This window comes from Citrobacter sp. Cpo069 (assembly GCF_030332785.1).
GTDB lineage: Bacteria > Pseudomonadota > Gammaproteobacteria > Enterobacterales > Enterobacteriaceae > Citrobacter > Citrobacter portucalensis.
In genome coordinates, this window is record NZ_JAOWHD010000045.1 from 291,827 (window position 1) to 310,231 (window position 18,405).

Sequence of the window (18,405 nt, forward strand, 5' to 3'; positions counted from 1 at the left end):
TACGTAACATTTCCGGTAAGCCTGATAAGCGGCAGCGCCATCCGGCAACCACGTATCTTTCCCCGTAGGCCGGATAAGCGATAGCGCCATCCGGCAACCACGTAACTTTCCCGTAGGCCCGATAAGCGATAGCGCCATCCGGCATCACAGGCTTAGAACGTTTCCCAGTTATCCCCGGCATCCGTTACCGCGGCTTTGCGCGGCTGGACCGTTGAAACCGGTTTAGCGGCCGCAACGTCACGCGCGCGCTGTTGGTCATGCTGAATACGGAACACGGCAACGGCCTGAGTAAGGCGGCTAGCCTGCTCTTCCAGCGCCGCAGCGGCGGCGGCGGATTCTTCCACCAGCGAGGCGTTCTGCTGCGTCACGCGATCCATCTCGGCAACGGCCAGACCCACCTGGTCAATACCGCGGCTCTGTTCATCAGAAGCAGAGGCGATTTCACCCATGATATCGGTCACGCGGGTTACCGCATTGACGATCTCATCCATGGTTTCACCGGCGCTTTCTACCAGCGTTGAACCAACATCCACGCGGCTGACCGAGTCTTCAATCAGGCTCTTAATCTCGCGCGCGGCCTGCGCACTACGCTGGGCCAGGTTACGCACTTCACCCGCAACCACCGCAAATCCACGGCCCTGCTCGCCTGCACGTGCTGCTTCTACCGCGGCGTTGAGCGCCAGAATGTTAGTCTGGAAGGCAATGCCGTCGATGACGCTAATAATGTCGGCGATTTTCTGCGAACTGGACGCGATATCACGCATGGTTTGCACCACGTTATCCACCACTTTGCCGCCTTTCTGCGCGGTTTCAGAAGCACTCAGCGCCAAATGGCTGGCCTGACGCGCGTTTTCGGCGTTCTGCTTCACGGTCGCCGTCAGCTGTTCCATGCTGGCTGCGGTTTCTTCCAGAGATGCAGCCTGCTGCTCGGTACGGGAGGAGAGATCGTTATTGCCCATCGCAATCTCGCTGGCCCCACTGTAAATCGCGTTGGCACCGTTACGCACGTCACCCACGGTATTCATCAGCTCACCCTGCATGTGACGCAGGCTTTCCGCCAGTTGCCCAATCTCGTTGGACCCTTCCACTTCAATACGTTTCACCAGGTCACCGCTGGCGATATGACGAATGCTGTCGATCAGACGGTTCATAGGAGAGATAAGGGTCAGCTTGATACCAAACCAGACCGCAATAATCGCCGCCAGTACGGTAATCAGCACGCAGATCAGCACCCACATCGCCTGGCTGTAAGAGCTGTTGTTATCTTCCACCGCGATGTCATACAAGCGATCATTCTGCTGCATGTAACTCATGTACTGCTTCTCAAAGCCATCCTGATAGCTCTGCGTCGGTTGATCAAAGAATGCGTTGATCTTCCCGTCACCCAGTAACTGGATCAGCTCCGCCAGCGCACCGTGATAGATGTCATAGGTGCGGTTGATCTCCTGGAAAGCGGCTTCGCTTTGACGCGGATCGCGCGGGAGCGACTCGTAAATCGCCCAGTTTTTTTCCGTCAGCTTCAGCGCCGTACTCGCCACCTGCATCAGTTCGGCAACGGTCGCGCCGCTGCCGATATTGCTCTGATCCATCATGTAGCGAATGCCTGCCCGGTTCAGGGTGTTACGCGTTTGCAGCAGCTCAACCCAGGTGGCGTTCAGCGCAGACTGTTGCTGGCGAATGGTTTGCAGAACAGTAAAGTTCTCTTTGTCATTCTTAAGTGAGTTAAAAAACAAGCCGCCCGAGGCGAGCTGTAAAAGGCCAAATAACGCCAATACCAGCAGTAAGCTGGTAACAATCTTCATTCGTTTTAACATGTTTTCTCTTTCCGCTAGACAGATACTCTGGTTTTCGGCCTGGAAAGAGAAAACTTTATGGTGCCAGCAATTGCCACAGAATTATCGTTTTCACATTAAATACCGTTCCCTATGACAAATTACGCAAAAAATTAGTCGTTCCATTACGTCTTAGGTGTAGGATTCCGTTTTTTGAAGGAAAGGATGCTTCTATGTTAAATCGCGATTTTGATCACCTATCCACCCTCGCACACCACTTTTTTGAACGTGAAGATATTCGCCAAAAGCTCAATATCATCGATCAGTACAACATCTCCGGTTGGGAAGTCTGGATGCAGATAGAATTTGCCAATCTGCTGGCTTCGACGGGTCATGAATGGTGGCGTGAGCAAACTCTTGCTTGCGATCTCCGGAAAAATCCACAGCGTTTGTCTGTACGTGCAGATTTCTTGTTGCGGAAAAAAGGCTGGACGCAGGATAGCTACATTGCGCTTGAACTCAAACAGAACCAGGATCCGACAAGCTGCGTCAGAAATATGATTGCTGATTTGGTTAAAAGCGCAAAAATCAAACGTTCGGAATTAGAGCTGCGTAGCTTCTGGACGCTGGGGGTAACGCCCCGCATAGATAAAGAGCGCCTCGATGAACTCATTGACTACTATCTGGATGAAAAATATTACCTGACTAAATCACGTAAGAAACATGTGTTGCTCAGAGACATCGAACATACGCCTTACTGTTATATCGTAATCTGAGTCTCTCAGTGAGGTGCTTTGTCAGCGGGAAAACACGGCATGTAGACAGGCAAACGCTATAATGCCGTGATCTCAATCACATAAATATCCCCGTTAACCCCTACTGCTTACCGCTCACTGACACTTGGGACCGCTTAAGCTGACATACAACCGCTCACTTATTTACCTTACTTTACGCGCGTAATTCTCTGGCAAGATCCCCCCAACATAGCAGTCAATTTACCTCCTCAAACACAAGATCAAACCCACGCGGCTTCGGCCAATTATTAATTAGATACCAGGTTTTACTATGGATACGAAAAAGATATTCAAGCACATACCCTGGGTGATTCTCGGAATCATCGGTGCATTCTGCCTCTCGGTAGTGGCATTACGTCGGGGTGAACACATTAGTGCCCTGTGGATCGTTGTCGCCTCAGTTTCTGTTTATCTGGTGGCCTATCGTTACTACAGCCTGTACATCGCCCAAAAGGTGATGAAACTTGACCCAACGCGTGCCACGCCGGCGGTCATCAACAATGACGGTCTGAACTACGTTCCAACCAACCGTAACGTATTGTTTGGTCACCACTTTGCCGCTATCGCAGGTGCAGGTCCGCTGGTTGGGCCGGTACTGGCTGCGCAGATGGGCTACCTGCCTGGTACACTGTGGCTGCTGGCAGGCGTCGTGCTGGCCGGTGCGGTGCAGGACTTCATGGTGCTGTTTATCTCTTCCCGCCGTAACGGTGCATCTCTGGGTGAGATGATCAAAGAAGAGATGGGCCCGATCCCGGGAACCATTGCGCTGTTCGGCTGCTTCTTAATCATGATCATCATCCTCGCAGTACTGGCGTTGATCGTGGTAAAAGCGCTGGCAGAAAGCCCGTGGGGTGTGTTCACCGTCTGCTCAACCGTACCTATCGCGTTGTTCATGGGGATCTACATGCGATTCCTGCGACCGGGACGCGTGGGCGAAGTGTCGGTGATTGGTATTGTGCTGCTGGTTGCTTCTATCTACTTCGGCGGCGTGATTGCGCACGACCCGTACTGGGGCCCGGCGCTGACCTTTAAAGACACCACCATTACCTTTACCCTGATCGGCTACGCATTTATCTCTGCGCTGCTGCCGGTATGGCTGATCCTCGCCCCGCGCGACTATCTGGCTACCTTCCTGAAAATCGGCGTTATCGTCGGTCTGGCGGTGGGGATTGTTATCCTCAACCCGGAACTGAAAATGCCGGCAATGACGCAGTACGTTGATGGTACTGGCCCGCTGTGGAAAGGCGCTCTGTTCCCGTTCCTGTTCATCACCATCGCGTGTGGTGCGGTATCTGGCTTCCACGCGCTGATTGCTTCCGGTACCACACCGAAGCTGCTGGCCTGTGAAACCGATGCGCGTTTTATCGGTTACGGCGCAATGCTGATGGAATCCTTCGTCGCAATTATGGCGCTGGTTGCCGCGTCTATCATCGAACCAGGTCTGTACTTCGCGATGAACACCCCGCCTGCGGGCCTTGGCATCACCATGCCGAACCTGCATGAAATGAGCGGCGAAAACGCACCGCTGATTATGGCGCAGTTGAAAGACGTCACCGCACATGCGGCAGCGACCGTCAGCTCCTGGGGCTTCGTCATTTCGCCTGAGCAGATCCTGCAAACCGCGAAAGACATCGGTGAACCGTCCGTTCTGAACCGCGCAGGTGGCGCACCGACGCTGGCTGTTGGTATCGCTCACGTGTTCCACAAAGTGCTGCCGATGGCTGATATGGGCTTCTGGTACCACTTCGGTATTCTGTTCGAAGCGCTGTTCATCCTGACCGCACTGGATGCCGGTACCCGTTCTGGCCGCTTTATGCTGCAGGATTTACTAGGTAACTTCGTGCCGTTCCTGAAGAAAACCGACTCCCTGGTTGCGGGTATCATCGGTACTGCGGGCTGCGTAGGTCTGTGGGGTTACCTGCTGTATCAAGGCGTTGTTGACCCGCTGGGCGGCGTTAAGAGCCTGTGGCCGCTGTTCGGTATCTCTAACCAGATGCTGGCTGCCGTGGCACTGGTTCTCGGCACCGTGGTACTGGTTAAAATGCAGCGCACCAAATACATCTGGGTTACCGTTGTTCCGGCAGTATGGCTGCTTATCTGCACCACCTGGGCGCTGGGTCTGAAACTGTTCAGCACCAACCCGCAGATGGAAGGCTTCTTCTTCATGGCGAATCAGTACAAAGAGAAGATTGCTAACGGCGGCGAACTGACCGCTCAGCAGATTGCCAACATGAACCACATCGTCGTCAACAACTACACCAACGCAGGTCTGAGTATTCTGTTCCTGGTGGTGGTGTACAGCATCATTTTCTACGGGTTCCGTACCTGGCAGAAAGCCCGCGCCATCAACGGTCGCTCTGATAAAGAGACACCGTATGTGCCGGTGCCGGAAGGCGGCGTGAAGACCTCTTCACATCACTAAGATGTATTCAGCCCCGCTCCGGCGGGGCTTTTCGCTTATCAGGATTGTTTATGTTTGGTACTTTAGGGCAAGCTAAAAAATATCTCGGTCAGGCGGCGAAGATGCTGATTGGCATTCCGGACTACGACAACTATGTCGAGCACATGAAGACCAACCATCCCGATAAGCCGTACATGACCTACGAAGAATTCTTCCGCGAGCGCCAGGAAGCCCGCTACGGTAGCGGCGGAAGCAGTTGCTGTTAGAAGGAGAAGTGAATGACCCCGATTGCAGTTACCCTACTCACCGGTTTTCTTGGCGCGGGTAAAACCACCCTGCTGCGCCATATTCTCAACGAGCAGCACGGTTACAAGATTGCCGTTATCGAAAACGAATTCGGCGAAGTCTCGGTGGACGATCAGCTGATTGGCGATCGCGCCACGCAGATCAAAACCCTGACCAACGGCTGTATTTGCTGTACCCGCTCCAGTGAACTGGAAGACGCATTGTTAGATCTGCTCGACAACCTCGACAAAGGCGCCATCAATTTCGACCGTCTGGTGATCGAGTGCACCGGCATGGCCGACCCCGGCCCGATCATTCAGACCTTTTTCTCCCATGAAGTGATTTGCGAACGCTACCTGCTGGACGGCGTAATTGCGCTGGTTGACGCGGTACATGCCGACGAGCAGATGAACCAGTTCACCATCGCCCAGTCGCAGGTAGGCTACGCAGACCGGATCCTGCTGACCAAAACCGACGTCGCAGGTGAAAGCGAAAAGCTTCGTGAACGCCTGGCGCGCATCAACGCCCGCGCCCCGGTGTATACCGTCACGCATGGCGACATCGACCTCTCCCTGCTGTTCGACACCAACGGTTTTATGCTGGAAGAGAACGTGGTCAGCACCAAACCGCGCTTCCACTTTATTGCTGACAAGCAAAACGATATCTCCTCGATCGTCGTCGAGCTGGATTACCCGGTCAACATCAGCGACGTATCGCGAGTGATGGAAAACCTGCTGCTGGAATCCGCCGAGAAGCTGCTGCGCTACAAAGGTATGCTGTGGATTGAAGGTGAGCCAAACCGCCTGCTGTTCCAGGGCGTCCAGCGCCTGTACAGCGCCGACTGGGACCGCCCGTGGGGCGATGAGCAACCGCACAGCCTGCTGGTGTTTATCGGCATTAACCTGCCGGAAGACGAGATCAGAGCCGCGTTTGCGGGATTGAAGAAGTAATCCCCTGCTGAATTGCCCGGTGGCGCTACGCTTACCGGGCCTGGAAATCCTGCTCCTTGTAGGCCGGATAAGGCGCAGCCGCCATCCGGCATTGGCAGTTTTCATTCCGATAAGTGATTCATCCCATGGAATTTTTCACCTGGTGTGGCAAGCTATTGCCATTGCACTCGTTAAGGGACCAACGTGAAAAATTACAAAGTGATTACCCCGCTTTTTCCGACCTACGCCCAGGTAAAAGCGATGATGAAAGCCGTTTCAGGCTATTCCTTGAAAGCAGTGCGGGATATGATTACCGCCATTCACGAGCAAACCGGAACCCCGCAACAACCCGTTGACTGGTCCGAACCGGATCTGTGGATCAGCGAGCGCTTGTCAGGTGAAGATGCCGAAATCGCCCGCCGTATCTGGGATACCGATAACCATATTCTGAACCCACGCCACAGCTACGGCTGCTATTTGTTCCTCAACTACCCTCAGTTTGACCTGATGAAAAGCACGCCAGATGATGTCTGGCAACCGACTCCTCGTGGGCAACAATTTCTGCACGATGACGAAAAGACATTGCGTTCGTTAGACGATCAGGAAGGCATCTTGCAGCTTCTGGAGCTACTGGCAGGCCGGGAAATGTCGCGTCGCGCGGATTTACTTCCCGAATGGCAGGCCTTTTTGCACCAGCACTCCAAATTCGCTTCAGTCAGTTCCGTTAAGAGCACGCTCTACTCTCGCCTCAATAACCTGATCGATCGCGAAATGGTGAACCGCGAAGGCATGAGCTATCGCATCACTGATGCCGGGCGAGCCTGGCTCGGAAAAGCGCTGCCAGCGCGAAAAAGCGATCCGCGTAAAGAACTTTTGGACGCCGTGAAGCGCTATAACGAACAGCAAAAAGAGCTGCTGCGCGAGCAAATCAGCACCATGAATCCGTACAAGTTTGAGCATCTGGTTGGGCAATTGCTGGAAGCGATGGGCTACGAGCAGGTTGAAGTGACCAAAGCCTCCGGCGATAAAGGCGTGGACGTGATTGGTCAGGTTCAGGTGGGCATCACTACCATCACCGAAGTCGTACAGGTGAAGCGAATGCAAAATACCATTACTCGCCCATACATCGATCAACTGCGCGGCGCGCTGCCCTATCACAAAGCCATTCGCGGCACGCTGATCACCACCGGCAAGTTTGCTGCCAAATGCGCAGAGGCAGCCCTATACCCAGGCGCAGCACCGATTACGCTGATTGATGGCGACCGTTTGTTAGAATTGCTGATTGAAAATAACGTCGGCATTCGACGCAGCAATGCGGTTGAGCTGCTGGATGTGGATTTGCAGTTGTTCGACGAACTGGAAATCGACTAAAGGGCGAACTTCACCGCTTTTACCGTTACAATAGCCCACAAATTTTTCCTGATTGAGTTCATCATGGCCAAAGCACCAACGAAAAAAGCCAAAGCAAAGAAAGGCTTTGAAGACACATTATGGGATACCGCGAACCAGCTTCGCGGCAGCGTAGAATCCTCCGAGTACAAGCACGTAGTGCTGAGCCTCGTGTTCCTCAAATTTATCAGCGATAAGTTTGAGGCTCGCCGTCAGAAGATGAAAGACGAAGGCCAGGGCGATTTCCTCGAAATGGAAGTCTTCTATCAGCAGGACAACATCTTTTATCTGCCGGAAGAGGCGCGCTGGTCGTTCATCAAACAGCACGCCAAGCAGGATGATATTGCCGTGCGCATTGATACCGCGCTCTCCACCATTGAGAAGCGCAACCCGACGCTGAAAGGCGCGCTGCCGGACAACTACTTCAGCCGTCAGAATCTGGAAACCAAGAAGCTGGCGTCGCTGATCGACACCATCGATAACATCGAAACGCTGGCCCACGAAACCGACGTGGAAGCGCTGTCGAAAGAAGACTTGGTCGGTCGCGTGTACGAATACTTCCTCGGTAAGTTTGCCGCCACCGAAGGCAAGGGGGGCGGTGAATTCTATACGCCAAAATGCGTGGTGACGCTGCTGACCGAAATGCTCGAACCGTTCCAGGGTAAAATTTATGACCCCTGCTGCGGCTCGGCGGGGATGTTTGTGCAGTCGGTGAAGTTTGTTGAAAGCCACCAGGGGAAAAGCCGCGATATCGCCCTGTACGGCCAGGAGCTGACGGCCACCACCTACAAGCTGGCGAAGATGAACCTTGCCATTCGTGGCCTTTCCGCCAACCTTGGCGAACGCCCGGCGGACACCTTCTTCAGCGATCAGCACCCGGACCTGAAAGCCGACTATATTCTGGCCAACCCGCCGTTTAACCTGAAAGACTGGCGCAACGACGCCGAGCTGACCAAAGACCCGCGCTTTGCCGGTTACCGTACGCCGCCGACCGGTAACGCCAACTACGGCTGGATTCTGCATATGCTCTCCAAGCTGTCGGCCAACGGCACCGCCGGTTTTGTGCTGGCGAACGGCTCGATGAGTTCCAACACCAGCGGCGAAGGCGAGATCCGCGCGCAAATGATCGAAAACGATCTGATCGACTGCATGATCGCCCTGCCCGGCCAGCTGTTCTTCACCACCCAGATCCCGGTGTGCCTGTGGTTTATGACCAAATCGAAGGCAGCCGATCCGGCCAAAGGCTATCGCAACCGCCAAGGCGAAACGCTGTTTATCGATGCGCGTAATCTCGGCACCATGATGAACCGCACCACCAAAGAGCTGACGGCGGACGATATCGCCACCATCGCCGACACCTACCACGCCTGGCGCAGCACGCCGGAAGAGCTGGCCGAGCGCGTGAAGCGCGGCGACAGCAAGCTGGCGAAGTACGAAGACCAGGCCGGGTTCTGCAAGGTCGCGACGATTGAAGAGATCAAGGATAACGACTATGTGCTGACGCCGGGCCGCTACGTCGGTGCCGCCGAGCAGGAAGACGACGGCGTGGCGTTTGAAACCAAAATGCGCGAGTTGTCGCAGACGTTGTTTGCGCAGATGAAGCAGGCAGAAGAACTGGATAACACGATTCGCCAGAACCTGGAGGCGCTGGGTTATGGGGAGTAATTGGGCCACCGTTAGCATTGACGATATTAAGTCACCTGAGAAATATAGTTGTGTTGGAGGCCCATTCGGTTCTTCTCTTTCACAAAAACATTATGTCGATTCAGGTGTTCCTGTTATCCGGGGCACCAATTTAGCCGGAGACATATTTTCAGAGAGTGGCTTTGTTTTTGTTTCTCCGGATAAAGCAAAAGAATTACAACGCAACATGGCCTTTCGTGGAGACATTGTATTTACACAACGAGGAACGTTGGGACAAGTAGCGTTGATTCCTGAAGACTCAATATACGAACGATATATTGTGTCACAGAGCCAAATGAAGTTGACTGTAAATCCGAAACAAGCGGATGCATATTTTATCTACACATATTTCAGAACTAATGAAGCCAAGGCATTGATTGAAAATAATGCTATTGTTGGAGGAGTTCCTCATATCAACCTTGGTATTTTGAAAGAATTTAAGTTGAGACTTCCTCCACTTTCAGAACAAAAGCGAATCTCTGAGGTTTCAAAGTCTATTGATAACAAAATCAATCTAAACCGCCAAATCAACCAAACCCTGGAACAAATGTCCCAAACCCTGTTCAAATCCTGGTTTGTGGATTTCGACCCGGTGATTGATAACGCGCTGGACGCGGGAAACCCAATCCCGGAACCGCTGCAATCTCACGCCGAGCTGCGTCAAAAAGTACGCAATAGTGCAGATTTCAAACCACTTCCGGCGGATATTCGTGCACTATTCCCGGCAGAATTTGAAGAAACTGAGTTGGGCTGGGTACCGAAAAACTGGCATATTAGAGATTTTTCAGACATTGCAGTTTTAATAAAAAAAAATATCAAATCAGATGATATTTGTGACGATATTCATTATATTGGATTAGAACATTTAGAACGTAAGCATATTTTTATTACTAGCTATGGGAATGGCAGCGATGTATCCAGCAATAAATCGGCTTTCAATAAAGGCGATTTGCTATTCGGTAAATTGCGCCCTTATTTTCACAAAGTAGCAATAACTCCATTCTCAGGAATATGCTCAACTGATATATTAGTTTTCCGTGCAAAAGAGAAATTTTATAAATCTTTCATGGCAATGTATGCTTTTACTGATGAGTTTGTAGCATATGCAAATTTACGCTCTACAGGAACAAGAATGCCCAGAGCAGAAGCCAAAGATCTGCTTAAGTATAAAATCATCTTACCTAATAAAAATATCTTAGAAAAATTTGAATTGCTATTAGAAGGTTATTGGACGAAAGGACAACTTAACAATAACGAAAATGAACAGTTAACCGCCCTCCGCGACACCCTGCTCCCCAAACTCATCTCCGGCGAGCTGTCCCTGGAGGATCTACCAAATTTAGCCAACCAAACCGAACCCGCATAACGCATTTTGCCCCTGAAAAATCAGGGGCTTTCTGTTAAGGTTTTCTCTGTTACAGGAACCCTTACCAGAAACTCAGCCAGGGCCGGAGCGAGATATGCCTCTCTCATTCAGTGAAGCGAAGTTAGAACAGGCGATAATTGAACTGTTACAGGATCAGGGCTATCAGCACCTGATCGGCGATAATGTACCGCGTTCCAGCCTCGATCAGGTGATTATCGAAGACGATCTTCACCATTACCTCGCCGCGCGCTATCAGGCCGACGGCATCACCGAAGAGGAGATCCAGCGGCTGATCAAACAGTTCACCACCCTGCCTGCCTCCGATCTCTATGAAAGCAACAAAATTTTCTGCGGCTGGCTGGCCAACGGTTTCCTGTTTAAACGCGACGATCGCCAGCAGAAAGATCTCTATATCGAACTGCTCGACACCCGGCACCTGCCCGCCGCCCTGCGTGAACTGTTTGATACCGAAGAGGTTCCGCTGCAACAGGCCGCGGAAACGTCGGAAAGTTATCATCTTACCCAGCCGCTGAATCGGGTAAAAATCGTCAACCAGCTGACCATCACCGGCAAAGAAAACCAGCCGCGCATTCCGGATGCCATCCTGTATATTAACGGCCTGCCGTTAGTAGTGTTTGAATTTAAAAGTGCGGTGCGCGAGCAGGAAGCCAGTATTGGCGACGCGTATAAACAGCTCTGCACCCGCTATCGCCGCGATATTCCGCAGCTGTTTGTCTATAACGCGCTTTGCATCATCAGCGACGGCGTCAATAACCGCATGGGCAACCTGTTTGCGCCGTACGAGTATTTCTACTCCTGGCGCAAAGTCACCGGCAATGAAAACCGCGAGCAGGACGGCATCCCTTCCCTGCACTCAATGATTCAGGGGTTGTTTCACCCGGTCCGCCTGCTGGACGTGATCAAAAACTTTATCTGCTTCCCGGATAAAGCCAAACATGAAGTGAAAATCTGCTGCCGCTACCCGCAGTACTATGCGGCGCGCAAGCTGTACTACAGCATCGAACGGGCGCGTAAACCTTTCGGCGACGGCAAGGGCGGCACCTACTTTGGCGCGACCGGCTGCGGCAAGAGCTACACCATGCAGTTCTTAACCCGCCTGCTGATGAAAAGCGTCGAGTTCGCCAGCCCGACCATCGTGCTAATCACCGACCGCACCGATCTCGACGATCAGCTCTCGGCGCAAATGTGCAATACCAAAAACTATATCGGCGACGACACCGTGGTGCCCGTCACCAGCCGCGAGGATCTGCGGGAAAAACTGGCCGGTCGCAACAGCGGCGGCGTCTTCCTGACCACTATCCATAAATTTACCGAAGATACCGAGCTGCTCTCCGAGCGCAGCAATATCATCTGTATTTCCGACGAAGCGCACCGCAGCCAGGTTAACCTCGATCAGAAAGTGATCGTCGATAAAGAGAGCGGCAGGGTGCGCAAAACCTACGGTTTCGCCAAATATCTGCACGACTCGCTGCCGCAGGCCACCTACGTTGGTTTTACCGGCACGCCTATCGACGCCACGATGGAAGTCTTTGGCAACATCATCGACAGCTACACCATGACCGAATCCGTGCAGGATGAGATCACTGTGCGCATCGTCTACGAAGGCCGCGCCGCGAAGGTCATCCTCGATGCCGGTAAGCTGGAAGAGGTAGAAAAGTATTACGCAGAGTGCGCCAATGCGGGCACCAACGAGTGGCAAATCGACGAGAGCAAAAAAGCCAGCGCCACCATGAACGCCATTCTTGGCGATGAAGATCGCCTGAAAGCGCTGGCGGAAGACTTTGCGCAGCACTATGAAAAGCGTGTCGCCGAAGGCTCAACGGTGAAAGGCAAAGCGATGTTTGTCTGCGCCAGCCGCGAGATTGCCTGGGATTTCTATTGTCAGTTGAAAGACTTTCGTCCCTCGTGGTTTGAGGTTAAGCAGGCCCCGGATGGGGTTGAGCTGACCGAGCAGGAGGAGAAAGAGCTGCCGCCGTCCGAAATGGTCAAGATGGTGATGACACGCGGCAAAGACGATGACGCGAAACTGTACGAGCTGCTGGGCAGTAAAGAGTACCGCAAAGAGCTGGATAAACAGTTCAAAAACGCGAAGTCGAATTTCAAAATCGCCATCGTGGTGGACATGTGGCTGACCGGTTTTGACGTGCCGGAGCTGGACACCATTTATATCGATAAGCCGCTGCAAAAGCATAACCTGATCCAGACTATCTCCCGCGTTAACCGCAAGCTGGAAGGCAAAAGCAAAGGGCTGGTCGTCGACTATATCGGCATTAAACGCCAGATGAACCAGGCGCTGGCGATGTATTCGCGCATCGACGCCACCAACTTTGAAGATATTCAGCAGTCGGTGATCGAGGTGAAAAACCATCTCGCGCTACTGGCTGAAGTTTTCCATGAATTCGACAGCCGCGCCTATTTCAGCGGCGAGCCGCAGGCGCAGCTGGCCTGCCTGAACTTCGCGGCAGAATTTGTCATGCGCACCCAGAAGCTGGAACGCCGCTTTATGGGGCTGGTGAAGCGGCTGAAAGCGGCCTATGACGTCTGCTGCGGCAGCGAGGCGCTGTCGCAGGCCGAGCGCAACCATATCCATTTTTATATTGCCGTGCGCTCTATCGTCTTCAAACTGACCAAAGGCGACGCGCCGGACGTCACGCAGATGAACGCCCGCGTGCGCGAGATGATCGCCGAAGCGCTGAAAGCCGACGGCGTGGAAGAGCTGTTTTTCCTGGGCGATAAGAAAGCGGAGTCGATCGATATTTTCGACGACGATTATCTGGCGCGCATTAATAAGATCAAACTGCCGGCCACTAAAATCCAGTTGCTGCAAAAGCTGCTGGAAAAAGCCATCAGCGATTTTAAACAGATCAACCAGCTTCAGGGGATCAACTTCACCCGTCGTTTCCAGTCTATTATGGATAAATATAACGAGCGCCGGGAAGATGACGTCCTCAATGGTGAAGAGTTTGATAACTTCAGCCAGGAGATGACCGACATTATCTACGATATTAAAACCGAGATGGGCACCTATGCCGAGATGGGGATTGATATCGAAGAGAAAGCCTTTTACGACATCCTGGCGCATATGCGCGATAAGTATCAGTTCACCTATGAGGACGACAAGATGCTGGCGCTGGCGAAAGAGATGAAGGCGGTGGTCGATAACACCTCGAAGTATCCGGACTGGAGCAAGCGTGATGATATTAAGGCGAAACTGAAGGTAGAGCTGATCCTGCTGCTGCACAAGCACAAGTTCCCGCCGGTGGCGAATGATGATGTGTATATGGGTGTGCTGTCGCAGGCGGAGAATTTTAAGCAGCACCATATGACTACGCTGCACTAATTTTATTGCCGGATGGCGCTTTGCTTATCCGGCTACTTTATATTTCCCCTCAATTTAATTCCCACATTTATAATTCCAGTTACGCGTTTATTATTGTCTATTTTTAGCTGGCTTTATTTTTATCTACTGGGTATTTTTACAGGTGTTATTTATCGCAAGACGCCCGTGCTGCAACACGAGCGCCTCGCTAATCACAATCACTATTCTCGGAGAATAGCCATCATGACTACCAAGCATTCTATTGCAGAATTCACCGATCCAGAAGTCTCCCCGGCAAATAATCGTCTGGGCACCGTCACTTATGCGAGTCGTTATCCGGATTACACGCATGTTCCGGCAATTATTATGAAAGGCCAGTGGCTGGAAGCCGCCGGTTTCGCCACCGGCTGCAAATTCGATGTCAGAGTGATGCCAGGCTGTATTGTACTAACGACAAAACTGCCGGAGCCGGAAGAACCGGCGTTATTGCAGTCGCTGCGTCGAGTATGCAAGCTGTCCGCGCGTAAGCAACAGCAGGTGCAGGAGTTTATCAACGTGATTTCGGCGAAACCGCGCAAGCAGGGATAAATTCTCAGATGCCAGACGGCGCTCAGGAGTATAAGCGCCGTGTATTGATTGCATTACGGCTCAGGGTGACATCATTTTATCCAGAGCCATTTACTCAAGACCCTAAGCGATAATCCCAATCATCAGAGTGGACTATATTCCCATCATGATAGTGCCAGGTAATCTTCTTGTAGCGGAACTGAGCAAGTTCAAGATGGGTCTGTTTTTCGTAATAAGGATCTTTAACATCGTGCATCAGTGAAAAAATCGTAACGACTTTCACATCTTCCAGGGTTATCGTGAAATAGACCTCTTCCTGACCAGCATCATTTATTCGATAGAGATCAATAGCCGCTTTCCTTAATGTTTCTCCGGTACTTAATGCTTTATACAAAAGCACACTAGAAGCATCAATTTCCTTTTCAATTAAAAATGGACGATGTTGACGTTTACTCAATACCCTTCCATTATGCAAGTCAGAGTTGTAACTCACATTATGATACAAACCTAAAACCTCGATCTGATTTTCACGATCTTTTACTATCACACTACCTTTGATAACATTACCAGCATCATCGATTATTGACATATATCCAGGGATAGCCATTTATAAATCCTTATTAAAGGGAACAGAATTTTCGACAGTATTTATCATGACCGCAATACACCGTTTCCCTTCTGCCGTTTTGATCTTATACATTTCCCTGATGGAGTTAACAAATAGCTTATTCATTTCGTCTTCTGACTCAGGGAAAGAGGAAAATGCACATATCTGCTCAATAGTCAACAATGGTCTCTTATCGTTGAGAATAGCCAGAACACCGGCTGGATTATGTGGAATGGCCTCAGATACCGCCCCCTGCAAATCTTCCGCAGTACTGGCATCAACTCCAGGTTCCAAAGCACTTGCCACCGTTAACCAGCCATTATTACCTTTGCTAATTTCAGGAATGATATGGTTCCACCATTCTGATTCATTGTCATGATAAAGTGTGTGTACAACAGCATTTGCTCCTTTTTCATTTATCATCTGCAGAAGCTGAGGTGCAGTATGCTCTGCAGCGCAGGAGGCACCCGAAAGCATAAATAGAAAGAAGATAATAATAAATTTCATTATCTTACCACCAAAATTGTATCACCCGAATCGTAAATGGTTTGGCGCTTATCTTGTCCATTCATAATGATACACCCTGCAGATGCCGTTCCCGGTGGCTGCCCTTTTTTATCGCCATGAATTTCGAAATGATCTCTGCCAAAAGTATTGGTCCCTGCAATAGGTTCAAGGATGATAGCGGAGGGGCTTTTGTGATTATTCCATCCTGCAATAAAATAAATACCTCGAGGAATGGGGCCCTTGTTACGTATGTGTTCACAGTTCGGTTTATCCTTTGATTCACCGGCACCACTGTAGCAATAAGCAATTAACTCACCGTTATGGCTCAGTATACCTGTCGATACTTTATATTCCCATGTCATATGGATTTATACCCTTTAAAATATAATAATCACACCCATCATATTTAATCGTAAAAATATATTTGTTTATAAGGTCACAATTATTAAAATTCAGAATATTTATAATTTATATATTTTTATTTCTCGAACAAATAAATTGTATTCTGAATAATTTGAGAACGGTGAAATAGCAGGCAATTTGAAAACGCCCGGTGGCGCTACGCTTACCGGGCCTACAAATGGCACTTTCCCGTAGGCTGGATAAGGCGCAGCCGCCATCCGGCACTTGCCCCCACTCATTCGGTAATCACAAACCGCGTCGCGGCAAAGCAGTTCAAAACCCGGTGCACCAGAAATACCATGGTGAGCGTTACCACCAGCGCGACGGTGACGGAGGTGATACGGTACAGATCGCTGAATACCAGGTCCTGATCCGGGTGCAGGTTCTGGCCAAACATAATGCCGATGGTAGTGATACTGGCAAACCCCACGCCTGCCCCGACTTTTTCCATTACGTGCAGGCGGGCACTGAACGCCAGCCCGAGGCCAATCAGCGGCATCATCAGCAGCATATGGTTGCTGAAATCATAGATAAGCAGCTGCACCAGCAGAATATACAGGCAGGCCAGCACCACGCCGACCACGCGCCAAATCGAGCTGATCACCGCGCCGCGGTAGTGCATCGGAAACAGGATCAAAATGCCGGCCATCAGCGCCGACAGCGAATCACTCAAATCGCAGATCTGGAAGACCACAAAAATCATCGTCGCCACCGTGCCGGAAAGCAGCGATTCATGGCGCACCCGGGCGGCATCTTTCTCAATGCGCGGCGGTGGCTGGCGGGGTTCCACGTCCGGGATCAGATAATGCAGCAGCGCGCTCAGCGCCACCGCCATGACGCAGGCTTCCATATTGGAGAACATCAGCGTATGCCAGTTGGTGGTGGGATAGCTCATAAAGTTGAGCATCGTACTCTGGCACACCACGCCCATCGAACCGAGCAGAAACAGCGGTCCTTTGCTCATAAAACGAAAACGCATTACATACAGGCCGAACACCATCAGTGTCATAACCAGCGGCCACTGTGAAAGATAACCGACGATCAGCACCATTTCAACGCAGTTCACCGCCGCGCTGAACACGAACTGTGTTGCCACATGGCGGTTGAATACCGGTACCAGCGACAGCAGCATCAGCGGATAAACCACAAAGAACACGCCGTACTGCACGTTGTAGAAGGTCGAAATACTCAGCGCGATTGTCCCGGCAACGGAGATACGCAGGGTCTGGCGAAAATCATTGGCGGTGTAGACAATATTCCCGTGCGGCGTAAAGACGTGGGCCAGTGTGTTAATAGACATAATGCAGCCAGCTAACGAGGTGGATCTGCGCCCCGGCAAAAGTGCGAGCGAACATCCCCTCGCTGTTATACAGCTGTACCGTGGCGCGCGCCCCGGTCGGTAACGGCGTGTCGAGCGGTTCGTTCAGCGCGACGTGAATACGCATACGCTGGGCATCGCGCACCCAGCGGGTGGACTGTTCCGGTTGCGACAACTGGCCATTAACCTGTTCTTGGCCCGCCAGAATACCAGCATCGCTGCTGGTGACGCGGGCAGAGAAAACCTTGCCCGGCATGGCGTCGAACACCACGGCGGCATCGGTATCCACTTTAGTGTGGCGCAGACTTTTCTCGCGAAAGTCGGCTACGATATCGGTCTGATGGCTGACCAGCGCCAGTAGCGGCGTGGCGGCAGTGGCGTAAAGTCCGGGGCTAAGCTGGAGATTACTCACCGTACCGTCGGTCTGGGCATATACTTTGCTCCAGCCGAGGTTCAGCTGCGCCTCTTCCAGCGTGTTACGGTATTTTTGCAGCGTTACGTTACGTTTGTCATCGCGCTCGCCGCGCTGGATCAGCAGGTTCTGAATACTGGCATTCAGCGCCGCCACCGACTGCTCGCTGGTTTGCCAGGCGGTACGCACCTTGTCGAGATCGGATTGCGACACGTTCTGCATGGCGCTCAGGCGCTGATAGCGGTCTAAGGTGGTCTTATCGTTGCGGGCGTTGAATTGCGCGGTGCGCAGGTTGGCGCGGGCAGAGACGATCTGCGCATCCTGTTGTTGGTTACTCAGCTTCGCCTGCTCAAGGGCAATTTGCGCAGCCTCGACCTTATTGATAAATGGCGTCGGATCCAGTTCGTACAGCAAATCGCCCTTCTTCACCTGGCTATTATTGTGTACATGCACCTGCGAGACGTAGCCGGAAACGCGTGAGGAAACAGGCGTTACCACGCGCATCACCGTGGAGTCCGGCGTCAGCGGGATCCAGATATCGGCAACGATAAACCAGGCGAATATTACCAGGAAAGCGGCAATACTCACCCTTACCCAACGGGCAAATTTTTGTTCTGGGGTCATCATAGTTTT

At 51.8% G+C, this 18,405-nt stretch carries 15 protein-coding genes; 9 read left to right on the top strand and 6 right to left on the bottom strand.

Going from position 1 to position 18,405, the window contains the following annotated elements:
• Positions 1-152: 152 nt before the first annotated feature.
• Positions 153-1,814 carry a methyl-accepting chemotaxis protein gene (gene tsr, locus OGY08_RS09410; RefSeq protein WP_048227144.1) on the bottom strand — a complete coding sequence of 554 codons (1,662 nt, stop codon included), beginning with the start codon at positions 1,812-1,814 and terminating at the stop codon, positions 153-155.
• A 191-nt stretch (positions 1,815-2,005) separates the two neighbouring features.
• Here tsr and OGY08_RS09415 point away from each other — a divergent pair, with 191 nt between their 5' ends.
• From OGY08_RS09415 to symE, 9 genes are all read left to right on the top strand, one after another.
• Positions 2,006-2,548 carry a hypothetical protein gene (locus OGY08_RS09415; protein WP_003830032.1) on the top strand — a complete coding sequence of 181 codons (543 nt, stop codon included), beginning with the start codon at positions 2,006-2,008 and terminating at the stop codon, positions 2,546-2,548.
• 289 nt (positions 2,549-2,837) lie between these two features.
• Positions 2,838-4,988, top strand: coding sequence for a pyruvate/proton symporter BtsT (gene btsT, locus OGY08_RS09420; protein WP_003830033.1), 2,151 nt, complete (start codon positions 2,838-2,840; stop codon positions 4,986-4,988).
• 50 nt (positions 4,989-5,038) lie between these two features.
• Entirely contained in the window at positions 5,039-5,233 is a 195-nt protein-coding gene (locus OGY08_RS09425; protein ID WP_003830038.1) for a YbdD/YjiX family protein, read from the top strand.
• 12 nt (positions 5,234-5,245) lie between these two features.
• Complete coding sequence (gene yjiA, locus OGY08_RS09430; protein ID WP_286565866.1) at positions 5,246-6,202, top strand: GTPase; 957 nt, start codon at positions 5,246-5,248, stop codon at positions 6,200-6,202.
• Positions 6,203-6,385: 183 nt separating this feature from the next.
• Positions 6,386-7,552, top strand: coding sequence for a restriction endonuclease (locus OGY08_RS09435; protein WP_125363500.1), 1,167 nt, complete (start codon positions 6,386-6,388; stop codon positions 7,550-7,552).
• A gap of 63 nt (positions 7,553-7,615) precedes the next feature.
• Positions 7,616-9,235, top strand: coding sequence for a type I restriction-modification system subunit M (locus tag OGY08_RS09440; RefSeq protein ID WP_125363501.1), 1,620 nt, complete (start codon positions 7,616-7,618; stop codon positions 9,233-9,235).
• Entirely contained in the window at positions 9,225-10,619 is a 1,395-nt protein-coding gene (locus tag OGY08_RS09445) for a restriction endonuclease subunit S (RefSeq protein ID WP_125363502.1), read from the top strand. Before OGY08_RS09440 ends, OGY08_RS09445 begins: the two co-directional genes overlap by 11 nt.
• Positions 10,620-10,713: 94 nt before the next feature.
• Complete coding sequence (locus OGY08_RS09450) at positions 10,714-13,980, top strand: type I restriction endonuclease subunit R (RefSeq protein ID WP_125363503.1); 3,267 nt, start codon at positions 10,714-10,716, stop codon at positions 13,978-13,980.
• 222 nt (positions 13,981-14,202) lie between these two features.
• Positions 14,203-14,547: an endoribonuclease SymE gene (gene symE, locus OGY08_RS09455; RefSeq protein WP_125363504.1), complete on the top strand. Its 345-nt coding sequence runs from the start codon at positions 14,203-14,205 to the stop codon at positions 14,545-14,547.
• Positions 14,548-14,641: 94 nt separating this feature from the next.
• On the opposite strand, the gene tssD is transcribed toward symE, so the two are convergent.
• The 5 genes from tssD to OGY08_RS09480 form a co-directional block, all read right to left on the bottom strand.
• Entirely contained in the window at positions 14,642-15,133 is a 492-nt protein-coding gene (tssD, locus tag OGY08_RS09460; RefSeq protein ID WP_125363505.1) for a type VI secretion system tube protein TssD, read from the bottom strand.
• On the bottom strand, positions 15,134-15,640 hold the full coding sequence (locus tag OGY08_RS09465; protein WP_125363506.1) for a hypothetical protein: 507 nt from the start codon (positions 15,638-15,640) through the stop codon (positions 15,134-15,136).
• Complete coding sequence (locus OGY08_RS09470; RefSeq protein WP_087857426.1) at positions 15,640-16,002, bottom strand: tlde1 domain-containing protein; 363 nt, start codon at positions 16,000-16,002, stop codon at positions 15,640-15,642. Before OGY08_RS09470 ends, OGY08_RS09465 begins: the two co-directional genes overlap by 1 nt.
• Before the next feature lie 275 nt (positions 16,003-16,277).
• Entirely contained in the window at positions 16,278-17,342 is a 1,065-nt protein-coding gene (locus OGY08_RS09475) for a DUF2955 domain-containing protein (RefSeq protein WP_286565867.1), read from the bottom strand.
• Entirely contained in the window at positions 17,332-18,399 is a 1,068-nt protein-coding gene (locus OGY08_RS09480) for an HlyD family secretion protein (protein ID WP_125363507.1), read from the bottom strand. The genes OGY08_RS09475 and OGY08_RS09480 overlap by 11 nt, the downstream gene beginning before the upstream one ends.
• Between the last annotated feature and the right edge of the window lie 6 nt (positions 18,400-18,405).